Source organism: Verrucomicrobiia bacterium (assembly GCA_036405135.1).
Classification (GTDB): Bacteria; Verrucomicrobiota; Verrucomicrobiia; order Limisphaerales; family JAEYXS01; genus JAEYXS01.
The window spans coordinates 292,433-314,413 of sequence record DASWYF010000013.1; the positions used below are offsets into that span (position 1 = coordinate 292,433).

The window sequence follows — 21,981 nt, forward strand, 5'->3', positions numbered from 1 at the left end:
TTTATTCCGGGAGGGTTTCGAGGTAGTCGATGAGTTCTTCGAGGGTGGTGGGTTCGAGAGATTCGGTGCCAACTGGGTTTGTGCAGTTCTTGTCGCGGTAAAGCTGGCGATAGAGATCGAACGGGATCTCGCCGCCGGGTCTGGCATCTGCGGGGAACCAGGTGAGGGTGATAATCTCGTTATCTTCCGAGTGTTTGGTCAGGTAAAAAACCAAGGAGCCATTTTCGTGCTGGATGTGAGGGTCCAGCACACCGGATTCCACGAATGGTTTCAGTTCTGCGGGCATGCCGATGGCGTCCATCTTGGTGAAGATGTCGGCGAAGCGGGTGGCGGATTGGGAGGGGTGTTCGGGATTGAACACGGGTTGGACGAGTCCACGTTCGATGGTGGTTTCGATCACGTTGCTTTCCGTCACGGTCTGGCCAAGGAACGGGTGAGTAGCGACGTAGCGGATGTGGTGGATCTTCCCGGAGAGATCGGTGGTGGTGAGGACGTCGGTGACGGTGTGGTTGCATCGGTCTTTGCGGCTCAGCGGAATGAACGTGGTGCCGGGCAGGAATTTGTGGATTGTTTTCATGGGGAATTAGCAAGGGCGGAGGAGCACCTCCGCCCTACCGTGGATAGTGGTTTACTTGGTGTGCTGGGCTTCGAGGAACCACTTGCCGAGCTTGGCGGCTTTGAACATTTCCTTGATGAGGTAATCGGGGAATCCGGGGCAACCCATGCCGAGGGCGACGGCGGTGAGATCCTTGCGGAGCGCCCAGTCCAAGGTTTGGATGTCGCTCATGTCGGCGGGCTGGCCGTTGAAGAGGGAGTAGAGCATGGAGCGGATCTTGTAGCTCTGGCCGCTCTGATGACGACAGGCTTCGATGAGGCGGTTCAATGCCTCAATGCCAGCGAGTGCGGCCGCTTTCGATTCGGTCTGGCATTCGCGGACGCCTTTGAAGAACTCTTGCAGGACGGCTTGGTCTTCAGCGGCTTTCTTGGTGGGGTTTTCTGCTTGGATGGTGGTGCACATAGGATGTTTTTGGGATGGGGTTTAGGGTTGATGGTTTTGGGTTTCAGTTTGGGGTTCGTGCTGTTCGGTGAAGCGTTCGCGATACTCTTTGACGGCTTGCTCTAAGGTGGGATGACGTTGGGAGAAGCCGCCTTCACGAGTCTTGCGCGGGTGAAAGAGGAAGCGGATGCAAGGGCCGCGTTCCTCGGAGATCTGCACGCGGATGCAATGATCGTGCGCGAGAAAGACGAGGTTCGTCAGGTTGTTGAAGTCGAACGTGGAGAAGTTCTGACGTTGCACGTTCACGGCCACGTAGTATTCGTGCGACCACTCCACCTTGCGGATATCGCCGGGGAAGTGGTGAAGGCCATTGAAGAGATCATCGAGCAGGACGGCCACGCGAAGGCCGGTCGGTGAAATTTCTTTTGCGCCGTTGGCTTTCAGGAATTTGCTGGCGGCTTCGGTGCGTTCGGGTGAGATGGGCATAAAGTTTTGTTTCGAGTTTCTTGTTTTTGGTTTCGGGTTAGCGGTGGAGTTCGACGAGCATGGTGCGGATGTCGGTGCCGGATTCGCGGAAGGTCTTGGCGGGAATCTCTTCGGCGTGGCCGTGTTGCTCTACGAGCTTGCGAAAGCCGTGGTGACGTTCGTCAGTGCGCCATGTCCAGCCGGGAGCGGTGATGGCCACCAAGCGGCCATGTGGGGCGAGAAGATTGAATGCGCGATAGACATGCTCAATGTCCTGACCGTTGCGGAAAGGCGGGTTCATGATGATGCGATCGAAACGGAGGTTTCGGTCCAGCTTCATGAAGTCGGTGCCGAGCCAGTTGATGACGGGGCCAAACTTTTTGAGCAGGATCTGCTGCCGCTTGGCATCCAGTTCACACACGCCAATGCTCAAGCGGGTGGGGCACTGTTCCATGATGGCCGCGATGATGGAGCCTTCACCGGCGCTGGGTTCCAAGACGGTGTGTTCCGGCATGATTCCCGCTTGCATCACCATGCGCTCGGCGAGATCCGCCGGAGTGGCGAAGAACTGGGTGAGTTTCTTTTCGTCCACGGCGCGCTCCACCAGGCCGAACATGATGGCGTCTTGGATGGCATCGGCGGGGTCTTCATCGAAGATGTGGGCCTTCTTCTTGGTGTTCCACTTGCCGCCGAGGTTGGTGAGGATTTTGTTCACCTGCTCGTAGATGTTGCGATCGAGACCGCCTTCCGGGAGGAAGAGGCTGGTGCCTTCGCAACGGCATCGTTTCAGGATTTCGAGGATGTGAGGTTGGATGGTGATGGTGGACATGATTGGTTATTTGGTTTCGGTTGACGGTTGAGTGGACAAAGTGGCGAGTGATGCATGGATCTCGCTGGCGGCAAAATCCATGAAGTGAGTGCCATCGGTGTAGCAGAGGATGCCGACATCAAGTGGCACGACGGGCGCTTTGTAATGAGCACTCTTTTCCAGCTTGGTCTGGATCTCTGGGGAGTTTGCGCCTATCTCTTTGTAGCCATCGGAGCCGCGTCCGTAGGAGAAAAGCCAAATCTTGCTGCGCCCTGCACCTTCCTTCTTGAACCAATGTTTCACTACTTCGGGGATGACATCGGCGAGGATGGGCACAGGAACTGGATCGCCATTCCAAAACGGTATGCAGGCTTGGCAGACTTCGCCCGCCACCGCTAAAGATTTTCGGATCAGAATGACGCAGCACTTGGGGCAGACTGCGGGGAGGGAGTTGGTTTCGGTGATAGTATTCATTTGCGGAATTTGTATTTGGGATGTATCCAGCGTTTTTTGCCGGCGCGTGGATCTTCCCAAGCGCGGATAGATTTGAAGGTGTCGCGGGGCAAACGCTTATCGCCAATCAACTGAAGTTGCCGGCGGATGCGAAGCTGATGCCAAGGGGACTGGTGATAAACGGTGATGGTGTGGATCGCTCCAAGGAGAAATACAGGATCGCGCGGGATTTGGATCTCTGGATGGTTCCAATAGCGGAGCAGACCTTGGCGGGTGATGGGCGGCAGTTCATTTACCTTTGCCCTTGCCCTGCGCCAATTGACTGCCCAGCGTTCGCGCCAATCCTGATTGAATTGGGCGCAGTGCTTCTCAAGTGAGTCCACTCGCTCTTCAGCGGAGGTATGGGTGACCAGTTCAGGGAAGAGAGCATACTTGTCCTTCTCTTTGGCAACTGCCCTGCGGGCGGCCGCCATGCGTTGGGGAGAACGCTCCAGCTTGTAACCTTCCGCCTTGGAGTAGGGGCACTTCGTGAATCTCATGCCGTGAGGAGTTCGCGTGGGGTGCAGTGGTGACTGGTGGCGAGGTCTTTCAGGTGGTTCAGTCCCAGGTGTGAAACGAAGGCGGCGACCTTCTGGCGATCGAGGGTTTGCACGCGCTTCCAGATGTCGCGGTAGAAGTCGTCGTCGCGTGCTTCGATATCAAAGCCTTTGGTGTGGCGCAGGAGGTTGAGGAGGTGTGGGAAATCCTTCTTCAGGATGGTCCAGCTTTCCCAGTAGTAGTTCCCGCCAGCGCCGTAACTGGTGTAGCGGATCTTGCGCTTGGATTTGCCGAGGATGAGACGTTTGCGACTGGACTGGATGCGGACGGGGTAGTCCACACCTTCCATCGTGCGTGCGTCAATGAACGTGCTGCCGCTCAGGAGTTCAAAGGTGCAGCCCATGTCATCCACCCCGGGAATACTGAGGTGGATGTCGATTTCAAAGTGGGTGCAGTTGCCGGTGCAGTGGGGTTCGGCATAGCCGAGGTTAAGGCGCGGCGACCAGTTAATGAGCAGAGATTTTTTCATGGTAGCTACTCAGCGAAAGACATCTCGCAGAGGGCGGAGACGTCGGGGTTTTGGGTGAGGACGGCGTAGACGAGGGCGCGAGCGGTGTTGCGAGGGACGGCGTTGCCGATCTGCTTCACTACTTCGGTCTTGGTGCCGCTGAACTTGTAGTTGCGCGGGAAACCCTGCGCGAGTTGCAGTTCATGCGGCTGGAGCATCCGCCAGCGGAGACGGATGCGGAAGATGCGCCCGGCGATCTCCACGCAAGGGACAACCAGTGCGAAGCGTTCCTTGCAGGTGATGGTATCGAGCGGGTCAGCGACAGGCTGGCCGGTGGCGGTGTTGTAGAACTTGACGACGAAGGGTTTCAGTTCGGTGCCTTCAGGAACGGTGATGTGGATCTGCTCGCCCAGTTCCGTCTCAATGATGGAGATGGCACCGGCGCAAGCCACGGCGGGCACTGGCTCGGTAGATGGACGCAAGACGCTGCCGCTTTGCTGGCCGAGCACGAAGGTGGTCATCTCCGGTTGCGCGATGGACATGGAGCCGCGTTCACCGCAGACGGCTTTCATCGGTTCATCCGGACGATGAGCGCGAATGCCACCGCTATTGCCATGCGCTGTCTCGATCAAGAGAGGTTCGAGTTCTGGCTTGGCAAAACCGTGAGTGGGTGAGCCGACGATGGAGTGCATCGGCTGGCGGGTGGTCTGGCATCGCGGGCTCTGGCCTTCACGTTCGCCGAAGGCGGTGGGGACGATGACGCCATCATACAAGCCATGATGTGCGCCGCTGGTGTTGACGGCCGTCAGAGGTCCGTTGATCGACTTGGCGGAGGCTTTCACCTGGTCGGGTGACGTGCCGCGAAGCTCGACCAAAGTAGGTTCCGCCACGCAATGACGTTGCTTGGTGGTGCCGGTGGTGAGGGGATCGGTATCAGGTGCGGTGCCATTGCCGTTCGATTGCTGGTCGATCGTGACGATGATGGGGCGGACGATCGCTTCACCGCGTGATTCGCAGGTAAGGGTTTTGAGCGGCTGATCAACCGAGTGAACGCGGTTTAAGCCGGATTCTTTCGGCAGGATGTAAGGGCGGATGCCGAACTTCAGCAGTCCGTTGTAGATGCGGGCGATGGTCTTCGGTGAGAGGGGTAAGCCGTTGTATTGCTTCTTGCCGGGCATCTCATCGAGGTAACGGCCTTCGAGCGACCAATCAATGCACTCGGCGGCAGAGCGCCATGGACGCAGCTTCGGTGCGGTGCTGGCGAAGAGGTCGGGTGAGTCCGCACTTTGACGGGCGAGGATTTCCTCCATCGGTGCATTCGTGCGGTTGGGCCAGACGATCTTGAGATTGCCACGGACAGCTTGCACGAAGAGGCGCTGACGGGTGGTGGGATCGTTGTAATCGGCACAGCAGATGAGTTTCCACGCGACCTTGTAGCCGAGGGATTCGAGCATTCCTTTCCAAGCGAGGAAGGTCTTGCCCTTGTAACGGGGATCGGGAATCCAGACGTTGCACATCTTCTCCTGCTTCGTCTTCGGGCAGTGCTTCATCCAAAGCTGACGGAGTGAAGGTGCGCGTTTGGTTTTCTTGCGATTAGCCTTCTTCCATTTGGCGCGATAGGAATTGATCGTCTGCTCGTTGGTCTTCTCAGACCATTCGGTGAGAGACAACGACGGCCACTTCACTTTCTCCATGCGGCGGACTTTCATGAGCGGTCCCCATTCGAGGAACTCGGGCACGTTCTCCACGAGGATGATGCGGGGCTGCAATGCCTCGGCCCAGCGGGTGACGCAATGGGCGGTGGCGCGGGACTGTTCGTTCATGGGCTTGCCGCCCCGTGCCCGCGAGTGATGCGTGCATTCAGGCGAGGCCCAGAGGACGTCCAGTTCACCGAGCTTGTAGAGGGAGCGGGGATTGATGTCGTCCACGCCGGTGCAGTAGTGACGGTCCTTGGGATGGTTCTTGCGGATGGTGCGGATGGCGACCTTCCAGTGATTGATGTGCGTGCTCTCGGGATCGTACTGGGCAGCGCGCATGGCTTCCTTCGCGCCATTGGAGGTGCCGCCTCCGCCGCAGAAGAGATCCACGAAGCGGAGCGTCTTGCGCTTGGGTGTGTGCCTGGTGCAAAGAGCGCGGGCAGATGGAGCGGGAAGGTCTAGGGTTTGCATGGGGAGAGGGGGTTAACCGCAGATGGACGCAGATAAACGCAGATGAGGGATCAGCCGAGGTGGATGATGTTGAGCTGGGTGGACGCGTAGCCGCAGACGCGGACTAATCGAACCAAGTCATCAGCGTGGTATCTTTCGGAGACAATGATGATGTGGTGGAAATTTAGCTGGAGCTTGCGGAGGACTTTTTGAAATGGAACGCGCCGACCTTGGTGAGGTGAAAGAGGAGTGTTTGAGGCGCTTAAATCTACCAAGCCTACATTCAATTTTTTAGGGAGTTTGGTTAAGCTCCCGTATAAATTCGCCGCCAGTGTGCTTTTGCCTGAACCTATTTCACCGGAGATGATGGTGATGGTGGCCTGATCTTTCCGCATCGAGCGCGTGATGGTGAGTTTCGCGTCTGTAGCGTTGAGATTGTGGGCGCGTAGGAGGGAGAGGGGTGAGGTGGTTTTCATGGTGTGGCGATGAAGGGTTGAAGTTGTGGGACGTTCTTCGTGGGGATCGCGGAAGGTGTGAACTCATACGCGACATACGCATGGTTGGAGTGGCGGATGCGCGAGCCATCCGCCAGTTCGTCCATGCCGCAGGGGATGGCACCGATGAACAGATCGCGGACCGGAGGACGGAACCACTGCTTCATGCGGAGGCGGCGGAGTTTGAGACGCTTCTTGCGGGTGAGGGGTTTGTTCATGGGGAGAGAGGGTTAAACCGCTAAATACGCGGAATACACGAACGGGGTTTAGGTGAGATTGATGACGTTGATCTGCGTGTTCTTATGGCAACGCCGGCGGATTAGCTCCATGAACTCACCGCCCATGGGTTCAATCACCAATATGAGGTGATGGAAATTGCGCTGGATACGTTTGAGATATTTGCGTGTCTCTACCGCACGAAATGAATGGTTGGCGTCATCAATGACTACTGCGCGAGTACGGGAATCTCCGTATGTCAGAGCGTCATATAATTTCTTCGCCAGTGTGGACTTGCCGCAGCCCATCCTCCCGGTGATGAAGGTAATAGTGGCGGGAAACTGGTCCTTTTTTAATCGTCTGCAAACTGTGTCGCTGTGTTTGAAATTATGGTGATGAGTCCAGAAAAATGGGCTTTTTTTCATAGTGGTGTGCTTACTCAGGTTTGAGGATGGCCTTGGCGATTTGTTAGCCGTTGAGAGGAGGTGGTTCGGAGAGATGGAGAGCTTCACGGAGAAGCTTCCAAGCGATTTCTCGTTTGGCTGTTTCCTTCTTGGACATGTATTCCGACTGGTAGGGCAATCCGCCGCCACCCCATTCCGCCTTCATGAAGGGAGCGGCCAAGGTGCCCATGGCCTTGAGGGCGGTTTCGAGCTGGGCGATGCGCTGGTGCTGCTGGAGGACGTAGGTGGGGATCAGTGCATCGAAGAGGTGATAAAAATCGTCTGCCCGTTTGATGATGTACCAAGCTGGGGAACTGAATGCTTCTTCGATTTTGTCATGGGAGATCAGTTGCTCCACATCAAGGCACGCTTGGCGATGTGTCGGTGATAATTCGTTCCAGTTGATTTCCTCTTTCAATTCTTCAATGACTTCCTCCATGATTTTCCGTAGCTGCGTGTCCCGCGCCTCTTTGCTCCAAAAGAAATCCGAATCTGGTGTGCCATTGTGGATGTCGTAATGGATGACATACACGGTGGGATTTTTATCGGTGGAGGTGAGGTCTTGGATCAGCGGGACGAAGTCTTCCAAGATGAGTTGCATCGTCTGGTCGCGGGCGGTCTTGCAATCGTCGTCGTAGCCTTCGTGCGGCTTGGGCAGGAGGCGTGCGCCGAGATCCACGACGCGTTTCACCAAATCGAAGCGGTGCGTGGTCTTGTCGCAGTTCGGGCAGAGGACGGTCTTGAAACCGTCGATCGTGACGCAGCAGAGGAACTGCGGGTGCATGTCCACATGGCAGATGTAGCAGCGGCAGTGTTCGTCCTTGGGATGTTCCGCGAGGCAGTAGGAGCATTGCGGGATGGGCTCCGGTTCGGTGAGGGCAGGTGTGGTCATAGTAGGGGTGAGTTACTTGAGGTTGCAGATGCAGTGGTGACGGTTGAGGACTTCGGCCATGCGTTCGCAGATGGCCTGGCCGAAGCAGTAAATCATGGTGACTTTCCGCCCTTGGATCGTCTGGTCGGCATACATCCAGAAGATCTTGCACTCGTGAAACCGGCGGAAGAGATGGGAGAAGCTGGACCCGTTATCCAATACGACCTGATGGCCGACTGGGTTGGGGAACTCAGCGAAAATGATGCTGAACTGCTTGCCCATGTCCCGAAGCGGGGCGTCACCGATCAGCATGATGGCGAGTCCGGGATCGGGAATGGCTGCATCCGCATCTTTGACCATGCATAAGCGGTCCCTGCTATGCCGACAGGCGGTCAGGTAGAGGGTCGCAACGCAGGGCAGCTCATCGGATTTATAAGAAGCGGTTGGTTTCATGGTATCAGTTTTAAATGGTTGACCATAAAATATGGAAAAAACAGGCAAGCGAAACTGCCCGAGAGGAGAATGAACAAAGCGGGAAATGAAGACGCGAGAGTTCTGGGATGGTGCAATCCATGCCTCAGACTACATTATTCCATAAAAAATAGTAAAACTAAATTTTATGGAGAAGTAACCGAACATATCCGAATCAGTTCCGGGAGGTGTGCAGTTGTTTGAAGGTGCGCAGGTCATCACCGGCCTGTTTCAATTCCTGTTTGACCTGGGCGAGTTCATCCAGCAGCGCCTTGGTGTGGCCTTCCTCGAGGCGGTCCACCAGAGACTGGCGGGCGGCGGTGAGGGCGGCGATGCGTTCTTCGGTGAGCCGGATGTTCTCTGTGTTAGAGGGCACTCCGGTGAAGATAACGGCAAGCACACCAAGGGGCAAGCGGATGAGCATGGTCAGTTGGAGGTTAGGTTGGTTGGTGGGAGGGGCAGACGGGCCTGCGCCTGATCGGCAGCGGCCTTGTCCGCCTTTTGCATCTCCAGTTCGCGGGAGATACGTTCGCCATCCGCCGTGGTGCCAATCCCGAGATTGAAAGAGGCGGTGGTGAAGGCGAATTCCGGTATGTGAATGAGTTTCTTGTTGTTCATAGGTCAGGCGGCGATGTCATAGCGTTGCATATCAAGGAAACTGGAGGCATCGGCCAACGCTGCCCGCACGTTGCCCTTGGTGGCGTCGGCGATCTTGGAAGCGGTATCAGCAGGGATATTCCGTCGCATGAGCAATTGGGTCACTTCATCCAAGGCGGGTGCTTCGAAATGCCAGACTTTGAAGCGTGATTGATACTGCGATTGCAGTTCTTCAACGGGTTTGTTGGTCGTGCCGAGGATGATCGTGCGGCGAGGCAGGTAGTCCAGAAAAGTGCGCATCTGATTGCAGGCGACGTCCGGAGTGCCATCCAGTTCATCGATGAGCTTCACAGAGAAGTCCCCGAACATGGGCAGGTGGTAGCGATCGTTCGTCCAGCGTCGCGCGACATCCACGGTCAGGCTGGAACCGTTGAGGTTTTCCACGCCGCCGGGATAAGGGGCGATGAGATAGGCAACTTGTTTGGCCAGTCCAGATTTTCCGATGCCGGGAGGACCGACGAAGAGGTGGCATTTCTCAAAAGGAAGCAGTTTGTCCGTAGCGGCGGGATCAGACTGATACTCTTTCACCTTATGGCCCATGATGTGGGCGATGCGGCGAGTGAGGCCAATCCAGTCATTGATATCAGAGGGTGGGTTCATATACGTCTAAAATTCAGTCGATATTCTGTTCATCGTTCAGAGGCTTCTTCTTCAGGACTTCGGCGGTGTGCTTGGACTCCAGCACCTTCTTCACATTGGCGGTCTGCCAGCCGCCGACTACGCCCGTCTTGGTGGGGACTTGGCGTTGGTTGAGCCAGGTGGCTACGCGGTTGTAATTGGCATTGGCTTCGGTCATGCGCTGGGCCATCTCACGGATCCAATATTGTTCGGTAGGATCGTCGGTGAGCTTGGTGCCCTTCGGCCATGCCATGATGGGTTTGCCTTCGCCATTCGTGCCGGTCTGGATCTTGGTGACCGAGCGGCCTTCGGCATCGACGGGACGGAAACCGTAGGGGATGGTGCCGATGACTTCGTTATCCTTGAATTTCTTGCTGAGACGGTCGGTGATGCGCGTGCGGATCATATCGCGCTCGAACTCGGCGAAGTGAGCGAGCAGGGCGAACATGAGACGACCGACTGGGCCGCCAGTGGAAACGGCATCGCCACCGAGATCCACGATGTGCAAGGTGATCTTCCGTTCGTCCAGCCATTGAAGCAACTGGAGCATATCCGTGGCTTTGCGGCCCAAGCGATCGAGCTTGGCGACCACGAGATGCTTCACCGGTTCTGGCGTCAGGCCGAGCTGGGGCGAGAAGCCGTGTTCCAAGGCGGAGAGAATGGAGCGTCCGCCATCGCGATCGGCGAAAGCGATGCCGCCAGAGGTTTCTTCATCGAAGAATTCCAATGAGGTGTGGGACACCAGCCCTTTCAGCATCAGGTAATTGGCTAGCTTGGCTTCCTGCACGTCCAGCGAGCCTTCCTGATGGCCGGTGGAGACACGGCGATAGAGAGCAGCGTAATCTTTCATAGTGGCAAAGGGTTAGAAGGTGACGGGTTCAACCAAGATGTATTCGTAGGCACGGTGCAGGAGCAGGAGATTGCGGTCCTGCAACCATTGCTCCTCTTCTGCCGACAAAGGACGGTATTTGCGGATGGCTGCGGCGTAATGCTCGGATTGCACTTCGAAGAACAAGGCGTAGCCGTCTTCAGCGGTGTGCATCACGCGTTCCACGCGATCGTTCATGGCCACGCCTTCGCTCAAGCTGAAGATGAGGCGGCCATCGCCATCCGTGAAATTCGTGAGGTCACTGTCGGGATGGAAGCCGAGGCTGATGCCTTTTTCCCACAGGCGGTCAATGATGGCCGCGGCCTCGAGATAGAGAGGAGTATTTTTCATAGTTATTGGGGGTTGGATGACTCAGCAATAGAAATGGCCCAGTTCACGAAGAGACTGGTAATACCTTGGGTTGCTCTGGCACACACCGGTCTGGCCGAGCACGACGTGGTCCAGCACATCGATCTTCAAAAACTGTCCGCCGCGGATCAGATCCCGCGTGACTCGGATATCGGCATCGGACGGGGTGGGATCGCCGCTGGGGTGATTGTGCATGAGTACGATCGCGGAGGCGCAAATCGTGAGGGCGTTTTGAAAAACTTCACGCGGATGGACGAGCAAGGTGTCCAGCGTGCCCTGGCCGATGATGCAATGGCCGATGGCGCGGCGCCGTGTGTTCAGAAAGATCGCCATGAGGTTTTCCACCGTGGGGCGATAGAAAGGACTGGTGTTGATGAAATCGCGGCAATATTCCGCCGCTGCTTCCGGATTATCCAAAGAGACAGATGAAACCTTGGCCAGTTGCTGCCGGATCGGGATGAGGCCGTATTCGACCACGCTGTAAAAAGAAGCTGGCCGCTGAGGAATGATGACTTCTTTGGGGATGGTTGGAACGCTGTCCCAGAAAGAGAGGGTGTGTTGTGTCATGGGAAGAAAAGCGGAATGCCCGGCCGGGAACGCCAAGGAGGTGGGCCAGAGGATGGCCACTGAAGAAACGTTTCCCGACCGGGCAAAAGTGTTAGGTTGTAACTATGCCTCAGAAAAAGCAGACGGCGATGAAGAAATTACCGGATGGATACCAGTCCAGTTCGGAGTTGATCAATGGCGTGATGACGCTGGTAGGGCGGCGTCCAGACAAGGTGCCACCGATCTACATCGCCACCAAGGATGGATGGGAGGAGTATTATCCGCCCAAGAAAAAAGGGTGGAGTTAACGCCGTGTGCGCTGGACCTGTATTATGAGATCCATGGCCGCGTGAAAGTCCGCACCTGTCAAATTGCATTGGGCGATGAGGATGGCATCGCCTGACTTGCCGATGAGCAGGGCACGGAGGAGGTCGTCAACGGGATCTGGCTGACGCTCGCCGTTCACGTCCACAGCGATGCACAGATCCATGAAGTCCTCGCCACCCGTGCCGAGGTTAAACTCTTTCCAGAGGTAATAGCGTACGGCATCACTCGGCAGTCCGTTGAAGCCGGTAGTGATGGTATTTCCAGAACGGAAATGGGCTTTGATGGTCAGCATAGCCTGGTCAGAAGTTAGAGGGTTGGTGTCGATTGGCCCACACTATTCGGAACGGCGATCCAATCGCCGGTGTAAGTGTAATAGCCTTCTTGGTGTTTGATCTCTTCCTCCAGTTCCCATTGAGTCCAGAAGCCGTCATTATCTTCAAAGGCTTCATCGAGATCCTTGTTGCCACGCTCGCGGGCGATCTGTTCAGCGGCTTCCTTGGTAGCGGCGTATTGCTCGCCGCTGCCAAACATCCAGCCTTCATTCATACCCATGCCGGTGATGTCGCACTTGCGGGCGTAGCGTCCGCCTTCGGCCTCGGCGAGAGCGATGCGGGCGTCTTTCAGCCAGGCAGAGAGGATTTGATCGCCTTCCTGATTGGCCAGTTCCACCCGCAAGATCGCTTCCTTCAAACGCTGATACATCAGCGGCGCGGCCGCCATCATGGAGGCATCTGCGAAGGTGTCGCCATGCTTCTCAGCATTGGTGAAGACATAGGCATTGCGCAGGCTGGCCAGCGTGGTGTCTTCACTGACCAACTGGTCGGTGCCACGCAAGGCGTACCATTGTCCGCCGGTGATATTGGGAGGGTTCGGGTTCATAAATTTTTGTGTAACGAAGGCAACCCAGAGGGAGAGGCTGGGCTGCTTTCGATACGCAAAGAGGAAATGCCGCCGCAGATGCGCTAGAACAGCTAACGCACCGGCGGCGGCAACGGAACCCAATTAAATGTGTGCCGGCTGCGCAGACCCTGCGACCAGCACACCTGAATGATAACCGACCTGACGAAGCATGCGCTTCCAGGCCGGGACAGTTTCGATGTGTGTTTCCACCACTACTTGTCGAATCGGCTCCGATTCGGGTGGAGCTGGCGGTGGAACGATTTCGAGTGGCGCTGCAGGAGATGAAACCTCGTCGGTAATGGCCTCGATCGTGCCGTCCATCGTTTCTACCGATGGATCGGTGGTGCCTTCCGGTGACATGAGAGCGGCCGCAATCTCCTCGGTGAGCAATTGGCCGATGGTGTGAGCGTGATATTCCTCGCGGTGGCAGCGTTCGGTGAGGATCTCCATGATGGCCATCGTCACGTCTTGCGGATCGGGCACGCCTGCATCGGTGGCCGCCTTCAAAAGACGTTCATCCAGATGCTGCTGGGCGAGCATGAATTTTTCCTCGGCCTCAGCGTGCAAACCTTCAGGGAAAGCGGTCAGTGCGTTCAGAAGTCGCTGCCAACCCTGCTTGAGCCGTTTGGAATCGGCATCCTTGCCGGTGATGGCGATAAGCTTTTCACTCACCTCCTTGATCTTGGGAGCCATGGCTGCTTTGGCATTCTCCACGTCTTGCATGAAGTGGTCCCAGCATTGATTGACACCTGCGACGGTCATCTCGTCCGTGAAGAGAGGGAAACCGTGGGTGGACGGGATGAATGGATTTTCATTGGCGAAAGCCACCACCTCGGACCAAGGCACGACGCCAAACTCATCTTGTGACAACGTGACGACGATGCCTTTGTTTTCGCTGGCCCATGCCACGGGAGAAGATCCACCGCCGATGCCGATGATGGAGTAAGCGGTCCGAACGGCATCCTTGCCCTCGGCAGCGGCCTCGAGGAGAGAAAAATGTAGATGATGATTTTGCACCGATGTGAGGCAGGTGCAGATGGCCGCGTATTTGACCTCATCCGGCAACGTGCGCTCGATGTGCGGCAGTTTGCCCGTGCCCAGTTTTTCAGCGATCGGTACCGGAGTGGAAACCGTGGGTGTTTCGGCGGTGGTGGTGGCCGTGCTGTTCGTCTTGAACTGAGGCAACCAGGTGCCGAGAAGCTGCTGCACATCGCCACCTTGGCTGTGATAGTGCAGGGTGAAATCGCGCAGGGCCTTCTCGGGATCGGAGAAAGTGACGCCTTCGCGATTGGCGAGGAACAGAAACATGTTCAACGACAATGCCGGCTGGACGTGTTCCTGCTTCGCCTTTTTCTTGGAAGCCGGTTTGACCGGTTCCGCCGGTGCAGATGCTGACGATGGCGTAGAAGCCGTGCCAGTCTGGCTAAGAGGGTTGAAGCGCATAATGGTTTAGGTGGAGGAATCTCCTCCATTCAATGCCGGCGGAAGTGCCGACACTGAAGGGAGGAGGCGGCGATGTCTGCCGCCTCCGGTTTTCTCGCGTAGAAGCGATTACGGCTTGATGTAAGCATTCAGGCCGATGGTGACGGGCTTGCCGTCCACAACAGCCTGACTGACGATGTTGCCGTGCGTGCTGGCCACCACGAGCGTCTTTTTGGATGCGCTGAGGGTGGGGGTTTGTAACGGAATGGTGATGACCAAGTTTTTGCCTTCGACTTTTGCCTGCATGTTTTTCCTTTTTTCGTTTCCTCCGCTGACACCATGCCAGCGGAAAAGTGGTGTGTTTAGCTGAGGGCCAGCCAAAACAAAATTGCGACGGCCAGACACATAGCGAGGGTTTCAATCCAAGTGTCCGGCTCATGGGTGCTGGGCGTTTTCATAGTGATCATTTCCGGGGAAATCCGAGAAAGCGTTTCTGCGGATCTCGGCTATGCGCCTTTCTGAAAAATTCCCGAGGTGCGGGCCGTAAGGGGGAAAAAGAAAACAAAAAAAGCCCCGACCACAGTGAAGTGGCCGGGGCTTTTTAGCGGTTATTTGTTTACGGTCGCGGTCGTATCGTCACCTCCAGTTGAGGGTTCAACGGATGCTGCCAACGCAGATGTCCGCACAAATGGAAAAACCCCGGTCGTCACAAGGACGACCGGGGTTTTCTTGAATGGTTTTACGACTAGGTTTTAGCCGTGAGGACTTGCACTTGCGGCGTGTGCAAGGCGTGATACCACGAAGTGATTTTGTCATCATCGAAACGACGTTCGGGCTTGTCGCCTTCCGTCATATTATTTTCGATGGCATCGGCGGCGTCTTTCAGGCCGATGTGGAACTCCTTGGCCTTGTCCTCATCTTTGATGTAGGTCATCTCCGCCGTCACCACAGCGAGCAGTGCCGTGTGGTGGCCGTGCGCGAGAACTTCCTGTATCAGTTCGATGGCCTTTGCCTCGTCCATTTTCTTGGGGCCTTTCAAGCCTTCCAAGATTTCCTTGAGCTTTTTCGCGGCCGTATGACCGCGCAGGTGCAGGTGGTTCGCCGCTTCGGCAATGGCCTTGTGCGTGAGATCGCCACCGACCTTGTTCGTGATACTGGCGGCGATTTCTAAGCACTGAGCGGAGCAAAGGTCATAGTCCGCTTCCGTGATAAGACCGCCCTTCACGAAGCAATCGAAAGCCACACTGCAAGAAAGCGCGTGCGGGTTCGGCTTGGATTTCGTGAGGAATTCCCAGTATGCCGACAGGGACGTGTTACGTGCCACGGCCTGCTTGAGCTTCATTTCTTCCAGTTTCTCGCCGATGACGGCGAGCAACTTGCCAGTTTCCGGGAAAGCCGATTTGTGCCGTTCAGTGGCAGTCTTCGAGTCTTTCTCGATGTCGGCGGCCTTGCCTGCTTCCGCAGTCAAGAGGTCGATCGTGAGGCTCCGCAGGTGTGCGGCAGTAAGGATTACTTTGGATTCCGTTGTTTTCACTGTATTTTCGGGTGGGCTTTAACCCGCGCCCTTGGATTTGCAGCTTAATGCCGCAAACTTGCCGCCGGGAGGAATCATCCCGGCAAATTCGCATTTTGCTTTTCTCGCACCACTCCGACTCGGAGCGGCCATCAGCTTCGCACTTGCGCCATTTCTGGCGTGCGCTGCTGGCGACCGCCCCGTTCGGGGTTGGTGCGGGACTCGGCAAAACGGACGTCATACAAACGTCCACGTCCGGGCAATACTGGAAACCCTTTTCAGAAGGATTGGGTGATTGCCCGGAGGTGGAGGCTAGCAGGATCGTGGCGTCTAAAAGAAAGAGACGCCGGCAGATTGGTGCGGCCTTGCGCCGCGCTTGGCATCCTCCCCGGACGCGCAACGCGCCCGCATGGCCGCACCGCTCTACTATTAACTACTCCCGCCGCGCAGACCCTACGCACACCGCCCGCGCTCCGACTCGGAGCGCAGGACGCGCCGCAAGGCCGCCCAGCTCTACATAATGAACTGCGCCGCGTGCGCAGACCCTCGCCCGCTGGCCTTCACCAATGAGGGCAAACAAAAAGGGCGGGAGCCGAAGCCCCCGCCCAATACCGCGCCCGCCGCGCTGGCTGGCCTTTAGCGAAGCCAGCCCGCCCGCCAGCCTTGCGACGCCTTACGCCATGAATCCTCTAACCCGCCGCGATGCTGGAGCAGCAAACGACGCGCTTGCATGGCCGAGGCAAAAGCCCGCCCGCGTTCATCGGTGACCCGCGCCCATTGGCCCGCCAGTGGCGATTGAACCCAGCAAGGGCGAACTTCGGCGCGCTCAGTGGCGCGCCGCGTGCAAGTGTAATCTCGCACCGTGCCGCCCTCGCCCGTGACGGCCAGCACCACGCCGCCAGATTCACGCCGTACAGCCTTCGCCGTGCCCGCAACACCCTTGGCGAGCATGCCGGAAGCCAAGGCCCGTTGCGCCTTTATCAGCTTGCCCGCCCGCAACGCCGTTACCCGCGCCCTTGCCCGCAGGTGCTTCAACTCCGGCATACGTTCCCAATGATCTGTACAAGCATCGCCCAGCTTGGCCCACACTTGGCCCGATCTGAAGGACTCGACGGCAGCACGCCCGGAAGCGAAGCCAGAAAGCCGCGCCGCATCTGAGAGGGATTGACCGTGCAAGAGACGGACCAGCACCCGCGCCCGTTGCGCCGCCGTGCGCCGAGCTTGTGACGGTCCCGCGCCCTTGCCCTTGATGCTGCCAACCAGAACGGCCCAGACCCAACGGCAAGCCGTCTCCCTGGCGTTGTCCTTGGCAGACGGAGGACGTACCGCGGCCTGATTCGCCCACGTTTGCAAGCCCGCTTGCTCTACCTCTAATTGAACGTCCGAGAGGGGAACGAATTGGAGCTTGTCCACTTCGCTAGAACGGCCCGAGACGGGAGACGCGAACTCAACGAGAGACTTGTGAGCAGCACGCCAGCCGATACGCCAGAGCAGCTTGAGGAATCGCGACCTCTCCCAGTGTTCGGGGCGAACGCCCCGCTTGCTAGATACCTTGGCCCACATCGCGCTAACGGCATCGCTGGCCGCGTCCTGAATCGAAGTAGAGGACGGGCTTTTGCCGTACTTGCGCGTAAGGGAACGGGCAGCACGGGCAGCACAACCGCCCCCGCCCCAAGTCGCGCTCTGCGCCTTGCTGAATCCCTCGCCCCCGGCCAGCTTCATTAGGCGAAGCCCTACCTCTTGCTCCTTCCGAATCTCTTCGGCAATCCATGGCCACCGCTCCTCTTGCTCTGCTTGCGCGATAGCGCCGCGCATCTCCTTATCTAGCCCCTCGCCCACCGGGCGAGCTTGCTTGATTGGAACACGGCGAGGCGTGAGGCGATTGCTGGCCTGTAGTGCCTTCACTCCCGCCGAAGGCGCAACTTCTTCCCACTCGCCGGTAGGCGAGCGAAACGAAGCCGCGCCGCCGTCAACAACGATGCTACCGTCATCTATCCCGCGCCCTTGCCCCGCGCCCCCTGTAATGTCTCCTCCTACACGGTGACCAAGTGTAGCCACGTCAGGAGGTAATAAACCCCAGTCCATGCGCTTCGGTGCTTCGTTCGTTGCGCCCGTCCATCCCATTGCTGTTAGCTTCATACTGTTTGCCATCGGCAGTGCCCGCACCATGCAAGCAAAAGCTGCCAATGTCCTTTCAAGTGCCAGAATCGCGGACACTTGCGAGTTACACCACCTGCGAACGCGGGTTTTTCTCGGTTTCGATTGCCCCGTAAGCCGCTGATAATAAGCCGGTTGGGCATTGTGTTTTTATGGGGTATTACGGCCAGTAGGGGGGTAGATTTTGAGGAAAAAATCGCCCGTTTGCAGTTTGGGGGGTAGGTGGTGCTGACGCACAGATAAATTCGCTCGATCGGGAGCGCGGCGAGATCAAGATCAGCCACATTTTGAGCCGGGGGATGCAGGCGAGCTTTGGGCGCGGGCTCGGGCTGGGGTGTGGATCCCGGCCAGGCCCAGCCTCGATAATGGGGCGCGGGACAGGGCGTTACTTCATTGGAGTAAGGTGGTAACAGATCTTGGAGCCGAGTTTAAAACGGTCCAATCTATATCTATATATCTATATATCAATGACTTATGAAATAAATAAAGTAACACTGTTACCTCTGTTACCTCTGTTACCTAAATTTATGCAAGCAACGTGCTGCTGCTATCAAAGACAATTTAATGATCAACGGAACAGTGTTGTGCTAGCAGTGGTGGATAGAGGTATTTTGTTTGGGGACGTAACACTGGTAACAGCTATGCTTAACCTTCTCTAATTCAGATACTTGCGTGTTCCGTTGTCTGAGTAACAAGTAATCTGTCTGGTAACATTCTGCTAGCAGCGATCGCACAACGGAAACCGGAAGAAGTAAACGAATCTAAAAGGGCAGGGGCTAGGGTTAGTGTTTGCTGAGAATAGCGAGCAAGATGCCGAAGATGGCGATGGGTATGGCTAGAAAGAGGAAGGGTATGATGGTTGCGATGGTGATGCCGATGATCACAGCGCCGCTGAAGTAGAATAGAAAAAGGACGGGCAGGATAAAGCAGACTGAGAGGATGACTTTCAGCCAGGTGGGTGAGTTCTTAATCTTTCGATTTAAGGTTTCATTGCGTTGGCATATGCTGCCAATGCCCACAATGCTCATAAAAATCAAAAGACCCCCGAGGATTTTCCAATCTGTCAGAAAGAAGAGACAGAGCCCGACAACCAGAATCCACCCTACCTCAGTGGAGGTGGCGATTGTCGGGCTCTGGTTCGTCTTATTCATTCTTCGCGAACGACATCATGGCTTTGATGGCTTTGCGGATCTCTGGTGATTTCAGGGCCGCCAGTACTATCTTTTGGTCCTCGGCGCTCAGATCAGGTGACATCTGGAGTACCTGACTCATGAAGGAGGAGTTATTCTCTTTCAGAGTAGTGGTCTTGGGGTGGATGTCAAACTCATGGAAATCATTACCGAGTTGGAGGCGAATCCATGCTTGAATGAGTTCCAGATGTTTCTCCCGAGGGAGATGGAGTTTGCGTGATATTCTGTAGATAGTGGTCAGGGATATTTTTGACGGATCACTTTTGCCATTCGTTACTTCAATTTTCGAGATGGTTTGGGGTGCGACTCCAACCAATAAGGAGAAGTCTTTTTGGGTTTTTTTACCACGGATGTCTCTGATCAGGTTTGCTAGTTGGCTCATACATGGGGACTTACCGGCCCTAACACCGAGCGTAGTATTCTGTTTTTTATGGTAATGTCAAAAAAAATGGAATTTCTTCGTAAAAATTATTTGACCATAAAATATGGAGACTATATTTTGTAGCGAACATGTTGGGGCGTAAACTCAGGAGATACGTATGCATTGCCAAAGGAGACTGAAGAAAACAATGTTAACCATTCTTGAGGCTGTTGTGGAACAGGCTAAGAATGAACGAGTTAAGGGGAAAAAATTGGGACGGCTAAAGAAGGATAGAGAACTGGATGTGGCGGCGCGGAAAATCAGAAACGCTATTAAGAGGGCTAAGTGATTTATGAATGGAACTGATACTCTGATTCCAGAGGATGAGCAATTGATGAGCATTCGCAAGGTTGCTCCGTTGATGAAGTTGCCGTATGAATGGCTGCTTGAAGTGAGGTCTGCTGATAAGGATTTCCCGATAGTGAGAGGGAAAACGTGTGTGAAATGGGTGAGCCAGTATCTTGAAAGAAAACGTCCTGGGGGATCTGTGCGGACTGAGGAGGCGAAGGTAACTCCGCCATCTGTTCCGGTTGCGAAGGTAGCGTAATTTTATCAAGAGCATGTCGCACGTCTTCGTCCAAGTAGCGATTGTATATCTCATGCACCTCTGTGGAATTGTGTCCAACGAGTTGCATCATGGTGGCGCGATCTACACCAGCTCGTCGGCCACGGGTGATGAAGGTGACCCGGAGAGATTTGAAAAGAAATTTAACGCCTTCTTTCCGGCTGTAGTACAACCAATTCAAGCTCCAGTTGGGGCGGAGCTTTCCGTGGTTGGATGTGGTATCGAGGGTGTTCGTCTGTTTGTTGGCAATCATTCTCTTGAAGATTGGATCCAGCGCTGGGTTGTAAGGAATGACTTGTACGCGCTCTGGTTTACGCCGGGTGAAGCTCAATGTGTGTTTTTCAAAATTTATGGTCGCCAGCGGGAAGTCGGTTTCGGATGGTCGAAAGCCAGTATGCAGTCCAATCTCAAATTGGTCCTGCATCCATTGAGGGTATTTTTTGAGCCTTTCCCTGTGATCGTTGATAACGACATCGGAAAGCTCAGGTGCCTTCATTCGCTTGGGTCGTCTTTTGCCACGACGCTTGAGAAGATTTTGAGCGGGGTTCATGTGGGCAAATTCTCGAACAATGGCTTCCTCCATAATCCCATGAAGCAGGGTCATCTCTCCCATGGCGGTGTTCAAATTGACTTTGCGATCTTTGACTACCTGGTTGGTTCTCCAATCGAGGTAGCTCGAGCAGTCGTTGTAGGTCAGTTCCGCAGGGCAGTTGATTTTTCTTTCGTGCAAAAAAGTAAGTATGGTGGTCCAGAGGCTGCGATAGGTGATCTTGGTGGTTTCACTTATCTCGCGATTGATGATGAAGCCGGGAACCCAACTTTCCCATTCGTCATCTGCTCCTGTGTTAGCTTTGATCTTGGCTTCTTTGGCTTGGTATTGAATGAGAAGTTGTTCTGCGGTTTGAACATGCTTGGGCCGGTCGATACGCAAGTGGAGACTCTTGCGGATAGGTTTGGATGCGCCACCATTATATTTTATCCAGAAAATCTTTCCTCGATGGAAGAGCGATGCCATGTGCCCAAGTGTGTCCAGACATTCAAAAACATCAACAAACAAAGGGGTTTTAATAAAGAATTATCTCGACAAAAACCTATAAATACCGAAACTTTTACAAACAAAAATAATTATAAAAATTATTTGACGTAACCAGTGTTGTCGTTTAATCGTCTTACACGTAAATGAAACATACTCTAAACATAACAATTCAGTCGCCCGGAACGGCATCGAAGCCGTTTGCGCAAGGATTGTTGTGCGCCGGCAGTATGTCCAAGGCGGGTTGGTCCTATCTGACCAAGGGAGTATCCCTCAATAACCGTCATGAAGATAAGCCGGAGGTAAGCAGTTAGGAGTTATCCAAGATTTTTGGCCAACCCTGCTTACCACAAGTAAGCAGGGTTTTTTGTTGGTTAAAAAAGATTAAAACCACGGCAAATGCCGCAGAAACGAAAGGCAAAGCACTGTGAGTTATCGAAAGGCGACGTCTTAACGATGTCCCCGACAGGATTCAGATTTTGGCAGAGACGATCCCTATCGCTCCACCGGCGGGGTGTGCCCCGAGTGAGTGAAAAATCGTGCCGAACGAGATTTTCCCAGATTTACAATCTAAGGGCTTCGGAGGAGGTGTGCCCTAAACACCGAAACGTCCACCGCGAAAGACCTGTGGCCACAAGGCGATTGACCCTGTGATGGTGTTTGTTCTTTGTTGTTATATGACAAGGCCGGGCGTGTAAGACATGCCCGGCCTTTCAATTTCTATATATAATTAGTTCGCATGGGTTGCTTAGGATTGAAGCTGATCAAGTAGCATGGCGAGGGCAGTTCTCCCATCTTCCGATCCACTCTCAACCATCGACCATCGACTGATTTTCAACAGGTTGCGCGTCAGCACGCTGCCGGGTCTCCAAAACCCAGCTCACTCCGGGCAGCACGGAGGCAATCTGCCACTTGAATTGAGAATTCAGAATGATGAATGCAGAAAACCGTGGTGATGTTTCTACATTCTGAATTCCTCATTCTT

At 55.3% G+C, this 21,981-nt stretch carries 29 protein-coding genes; 1 reads left to right on the forward strand and 28 read right to left on the reverse strand.

Annotation, left to right across the window (positions count from 1 at the left end; all coding sequences use genetic code 11):
* Position 1 precedes the first annotated feature (1 nt).
* The 19 genes from VGH19_06795 to VGH19_06885 form a co-directional block, all read right to left on the reverse strand.
* Positions 2-577, reverse strand: coding sequence for a hypothetical protein (locus tag VGH19_06795; GenBank protein ID HEY1171064.1), 576 nt, complete (start codon positions 575-577; stop codon positions 2-4).
* A 51-nt stretch (positions 578-628) separates the two neighbouring features.
* The gene (locus tag VGH19_06800) at positions 629-1,018 is read right to left on the reverse strand and encodes a hypothetical protein (GenBank protein ID HEY1171065.1); all 390 of its coding nucleotides are present in this window, start codon (positions 1,016-1,018) and stop codon (positions 629-631) included.
* 21 nt (positions 1,019-1,039) lie between these two features.
* Positions 1,040-1,483 (reverse strand): hypothetical protein, encoded by a 444-nt coding sequence (locus VGH19_06805; protein ID HEY1171066.1) that lies wholly within the window; start codon positions 1,481-1,483, stop codon positions 1,040-1,042.
* A 37-nt stretch (positions 1,484-1,520) separates the two neighbouring features.
* Positions 1,521-2,291 carry a hypothetical protein gene (locus tag VGH19_06810; GenBank protein ID HEY1171067.1) on the reverse strand — a complete coding sequence of 257 codons (771 nt, stop codon included), beginning with the start codon at positions 2,289-2,291 and terminating at the stop codon, positions 1,521-1,523.
* A 6-nt stretch (positions 2,292-2,297) separates the two neighbouring features.
* Positions 2,298-2,744: a hypothetical protein gene (locus tag VGH19_06815; GenBank protein ID HEY1171068.1), complete on the reverse strand. Its 447-nt coding sequence runs from the start codon at positions 2,742-2,744 to the stop codon at positions 2,298-2,300.
* The gene (locus tag VGH19_06820) at positions 2,741-3,262 is read right to left on the reverse strand and encodes a hypothetical protein (protein HEY1171069.1); all 522 of its coding nucleotides are present in this window, start codon (positions 3,260-3,262) and stop codon (positions 2,741-2,743) included. Before VGH19_06820 ends, VGH19_06815 begins: the two co-directional genes overlap by 4 nt.
* Positions 3,259-3,789: a hypothetical protein gene (locus VGH19_06825; protein HEY1171070.1), complete on the reverse strand. Its 531-nt coding sequence runs from the start codon at positions 3,787-3,789 to the stop codon at positions 3,259-3,261. The genes VGH19_06820 and VGH19_06825 overlap by 4 nt, the downstream gene beginning before the upstream one ends.
* Positions 3,790-3,794: 5 nt before the next feature.
* A complete protein-coding gene (locus VGH19_06830) occupies positions 3,795-5,936 on the reverse strand; it encodes a DNA cytosine methyltransferase (protein HEY1171071.1) in 2,142 nt (713 codons plus the stop codon).
* A gap of 50 nt (positions 5,937-5,986) precedes the next feature.
* Positions 5,987-6,391 carry a hypothetical protein gene (locus tag VGH19_06835; GenBank protein ID HEY1171072.1) on the reverse strand — a complete coding sequence of 135 codons (405 nt, stop codon included), beginning with the start codon at positions 6,389-6,391 and terminating at the stop codon, positions 5,987-5,989.
* Positions 6,388-6,627: a hypothetical protein gene (locus tag VGH19_06840; protein HEY1171073.1), complete on the reverse strand. Its 240-nt coding sequence runs from the start codon at positions 6,625-6,627 to the stop codon at positions 6,388-6,390. The genes VGH19_06835 and VGH19_06840 overlap by 4 nt, the downstream gene beginning before the upstream one ends.
* Before the next feature lie 48 nt (positions 6,628-6,675).
* On the reverse strand, positions 6,676-7,050 hold the full coding sequence (locus tag VGH19_06845) for a hypothetical protein (GenBank protein ID HEY1171074.1): 375 nt from the start codon (positions 7,048-7,050) through the stop codon (positions 6,676-6,678).
* Positions 7,051-7,093: 43 nt separating this feature from the next.
* Positions 7,094-7,960, reverse strand: a complete 867-nt coding sequence (locus VGH19_06850) for a hypothetical protein (GenBank protein ID HEY1171075.1) — start codon at positions 7,958-7,960, stop codon at positions 7,094-7,096.
* A 12-nt stretch (positions 7,961-7,972) separates the two neighbouring features.
* Positions 7,973-8,392 (reverse strand): hypothetical protein, encoded by a 420-nt coding sequence (locus VGH19_06855; GenBank protein ID HEY1171076.1) that lies wholly within the window; start codon positions 8,390-8,392, stop codon positions 7,973-7,975.
* Between the two features lie 193 nt (positions 8,393-8,585).
* Positions 8,586-8,834: a hypothetical protein gene (locus VGH19_06860; protein HEY1171077.1), complete on the reverse strand. Its 249-nt coding sequence runs from the start codon at positions 8,832-8,834 to the stop codon at positions 8,586-8,588.
* 2 nt (positions 8,835-8,836) lie between these two features.
* Positions 8,837-9,028, reverse strand: a complete 192-nt coding sequence (locus tag VGH19_06865; protein ID HEY1171078.1) for a hypothetical protein — start codon at positions 9,026-9,028, stop codon at positions 8,837-8,839.
* A 3-nt stretch (positions 9,029-9,031) separates the two neighbouring features.
* The gene (locus tag VGH19_06870) at positions 9,032-9,667 is read right to left on the reverse strand and encodes an AAA family ATPase (protein HEY1171079.1); all 636 of its coding nucleotides are present in this window, start codon (positions 9,665-9,667) and stop codon (positions 9,032-9,034) included.
* Between the two features lie 13 nt (positions 9,668-9,680).
* Positions 9,681-10,535 (reverse strand): recombinase family protein, encoded by an 855-nt coding sequence (locus tag VGH19_06875; GenBank protein HEY1171080.1) that lies wholly within the window; start codon positions 10,533-10,535, stop codon positions 9,681-9,683.
* 12 nt (positions 10,536-10,547) lie between these two features.
* Positions 10,548-10,904, reverse strand: a complete 357-nt coding sequence (locus VGH19_06880) for a hypothetical protein (GenBank protein HEY1171081.1) — start codon at positions 10,902-10,904, stop codon at positions 10,548-10,550.
* Between the two features lie 21 nt (positions 10,905-10,925).
* A complete protein-coding gene (locus tag VGH19_06885) occupies positions 10,926-11,489 on the reverse strand; it encodes a JAB domain-containing protein (protein ID HEY1171082.1) in 564 nt (187 codons plus the stop codon).
* 104 nt (positions 11,490-11,593) lie between these two features.
* On the opposite strand from VGH19_06885, the gene VGH19_06890 reads away from it, so the two are divergent.
* On the forward strand, positions 11,594-11,776 hold the full coding sequence (locus tag VGH19_06890) for a hypothetical protein (GenBank protein HEY1171083.1): 183 nt from the start codon (positions 11,594-11,596) through the stop codon (positions 11,774-11,776).
* On the opposite strand, the gene VGH19_06895 is transcribed toward VGH19_06890, so the two are convergent.
* From VGH19_06895 to VGH19_06935, 9 genes are all read right to left on the reverse strand, one after another.
* Positions 11,773-12,087, reverse strand: a complete 315-nt coding sequence (locus VGH19_06895; GenBank protein ID HEY1171084.1) for a hypothetical protein — start codon at positions 12,085-12,087, stop codon at positions 11,773-11,775. The genes VGH19_06890 and VGH19_06895 overlap by 4 nt on opposite strands.
* Positions 12,088-12,101: 14 nt before the next feature.
* On the reverse strand, positions 12,102-12,674 hold the full coding sequence (locus tag VGH19_06900) for a hypothetical protein (GenBank protein HEY1171085.1): 573 nt from the start codon (positions 12,672-12,674) through the stop codon (positions 12,102-12,104).
* Between the two features lie 123 nt (positions 12,675-12,797).
* Positions 12,798-14,138 carry a hypothetical protein gene (locus tag VGH19_06905; protein HEY1171086.1) on the reverse strand — a complete coding sequence of 447 codons (1,341 nt, stop codon included), beginning with the start codon at positions 14,136-14,138 and terminating at the stop codon, positions 12,798-12,800.
* A 108-nt stretch (positions 14,139-14,246) separates the two neighbouring features.
* Entirely contained in the window at positions 14,247-14,423 is a 177-nt protein-coding gene (locus tag VGH19_06910; protein HEY1171087.1) for a hypothetical protein, read from the reverse strand.
* A 439-nt stretch (positions 14,424-14,862) separates the two neighbouring features.
* Positions 14,863-15,651, reverse strand: coding sequence for a hypothetical protein (locus VGH19_06915; protein HEY1171088.1), 789 nt, complete (start codon positions 15,649-15,651; stop codon positions 14,863-14,865).
* Positions 15,652-16,266: 615 nt separating this feature from the next.
* Positions 16,267-17,769: a hypothetical protein gene (locus VGH19_06920; GenBank protein HEY1171089.1), complete on the reverse strand. Its 1,503-nt coding sequence runs from the start codon at positions 17,767-17,769 to the stop codon at positions 16,267-16,269.
* 800 nt (positions 17,770-18,569) lie between these two features.
* Positions 18,570-18,938, reverse strand: a complete 369-nt coding sequence (locus tag VGH19_06925) for a hypothetical protein (protein HEY1171090.1) — start codon at positions 18,936-18,938, stop codon at positions 18,570-18,572.
* A complete protein-coding gene (locus VGH19_06930) occupies positions 18,931-19,359 on the reverse strand; it encodes a helix-turn-helix transcriptional regulator (GenBank protein ID HEY1171091.1) in 429 nt (142 codons plus the stop codon). Before VGH19_06930 ends, VGH19_06925 begins: the two co-directional genes overlap by 8 nt.
* A 329-nt stretch (positions 19,360-19,688) precedes the next feature.
* The gene (locus VGH19_06935; GenBank protein ID HEY1171092.1) at positions 19,689-20,978 is read right to left on the reverse strand and encodes a site-specific integrase; all 1,290 of its coding nucleotides are present in this window, start codon (positions 20,976-20,978) and stop codon (positions 19,689-19,691) included.
* Positions 20,979-21,981 lie beyond the last annotated feature (1,003 nt).

Coding starts and splice junctions, on each gene's coding strand:
- VGH19_06795 (HEY1171064.1), bottom strand. CDS start 577: ATGAAAACAATCCACAAATTCCTGCCCGGCACCACGTTCATTCCGCTG.
- VGH19_06800 (HEY1171065.1), bottom strand. CDS start 1,018: ATGTGCACCACCATCCAAGCAGAAAACCCCACCAAGAAAGCCGCTGAA.
- VGH19_06805 (HEY1171066.1), bottom strand. CDS start 1,483: ATGCCCATCTCACCCGAACGCACCGAAGCCGCCAGCAAATTCCTGAAA.
- VGH19_06810 (HEY1171067.1), bottom strand. CDS start 2,291: ATGTCCACCATCACCATCCAACCTCACATCCTCGAAATCCTGAAACGA.
- VGH19_06815 (HEY1171068.1), bottom strand. CDS start 2,744: ATGAATACTATCACCGAAACCAACTCCCTCCCCGCAGTCTGCCCCAAG.
- VGH19_06820 (HEY1171069.1), bottom strand. CDS start 3,262: ATGAGATTCACGAAGTGCCCCTACTCCAAGGCGGAAGGTTACAAGCTG.
- VGH19_06825 (HEY1171070.1), bottom strand. CDS start 3,789: ATGAAAAAATCTCTGCTCATTAACTGGTCGCCGCGCCTTAACCTCGGC.
- VGH19_06830 (HEY1171071.1), bottom strand. CDS start 5,936: ATGCAAACCCTAGACCTTCCCGCTCCATCTGCCCGCGCTCTTTGCACC.
- VGH19_06835 (HEY1171072.1), bottom strand. CDS start 6,391: ATGAAAACCACCTCACCCCTCTCCCTCCTACGCGCCCACAATCTCAAC.
- VGH19_06840 (HEY1171073.1), bottom strand. CDS start 6,627: ATGAACAAACCCCTCACCCGCAAGAAGCGTCTCAAACTCCGCCGCCTC.
- VGH19_06845 (HEY1171074.1), bottom strand. CDS start 7,050: ATGAAAAAAAGCCCATTTTTCTGGACTCATCACCATAATTTCAAACAC.
- VGH19_06850 (HEY1171075.1), bottom strand. CDS start 7,960: ATGACCACACCTGCCCTCACCGAACCGGAGCCCATCCCGCAATGCTCC.
- VGH19_06855 (HEY1171076.1), bottom strand. CDS start 8,392: ATGAAACCAACCGCTTCTTATAAATCCGATGAGCTGCCCTGCGTTGCG.
- VGH19_06860 (HEY1171077.1), bottom strand. CDS start 8,834: ATGCTCATCCGCTTGCCCCTTGGTGTGCTTGCCGTTATCTTCACCGGA.
- VGH19_06865 (HEY1171078.1), bottom strand. CDS start 9,028: ATGAACAACAAGAAACTCATTCACATACCGGAATTCGCCTTCACCACC.
- VGH19_06870 (HEY1171079.1), bottom strand. CDS start 9,667: ATGAACCCACCCTCTGATATCAATGACTGGATTGGCCTCACTCGCCGC.
- VGH19_06875 (HEY1171080.1), bottom strand. CDS start 10,535: ATGAAAGATTACGCTGCTCTCTATCGCCGTGTCTCCACCGGCCATCAG.
- VGH19_06880 (HEY1171081.1), bottom strand. CDS start 10,904: ATGAAAAATACTCCTCTCTATCTCGAGGCCGCGGCCATCATTGACCGC.
- VGH19_06885 (HEY1171082.1), bottom strand. CDS start 11,489: ATGACACAACACACCCTCTCTTTCTGGGACAGCGTTCCAACCATCCCC.
- VGH19_06890 (HEY1171083.1), top strand. CDS start 11,594: ATGCCTCAGAAAAAGCAGACGGCGATGAAGAAATTACCGGATGGATAC.
- VGH19_06895 (HEY1171084.1), bottom strand. CDS start 12,087: ATGCTGACCATCAAAGCCCATTTCCGTTCTGGAAATACCATCACTACC.
- VGH19_06900 (HEY1171085.1), bottom strand. CDS start 12,674: ATGAACCCGAACCCTCCCAATATCACCGGCGGACAATGGTACGCCTTG.
- VGH19_06905 (HEY1171086.1), bottom strand. CDS start 14,138: ATGCGCTTCAACCCTCTTAGCCAGACTGGCACGGCTTCTACGCCATCG.
- VGH19_06910 (HEY1171087.1), bottom strand. CDS start 14,423: ATGCAGGCAAAAGTCGAAGGCAAAAACTTGGTCATCACCATTCCGTTA.
- VGH19_06920 (HEY1171089.1), bottom strand. CDS start 17,769: ATGAAGCTAACAGCAATGGGATGGACGGGCGCAACGAACGAAGCACCG.
- VGH19_06925 (HEY1171090.1), bottom strand. CDS start 18,938: ATGAATAAGACGAACCAGAGCCCGACAATCGCCACCTCCACTGAGGTA.
- VGH19_06930 (HEY1171091.1), bottom strand. CDS start 19,359: ATGAGCCAACTAGCAAACCTGATCAGAGACATCCGTGGTAAAAAAACC.
- VGH19_06935 (HEY1171092.1), bottom strand. CDS start 20,978: ATGGCATCGCTCTTCCATCGAGGAAAGATTTTCTGGATAAAATATAAT.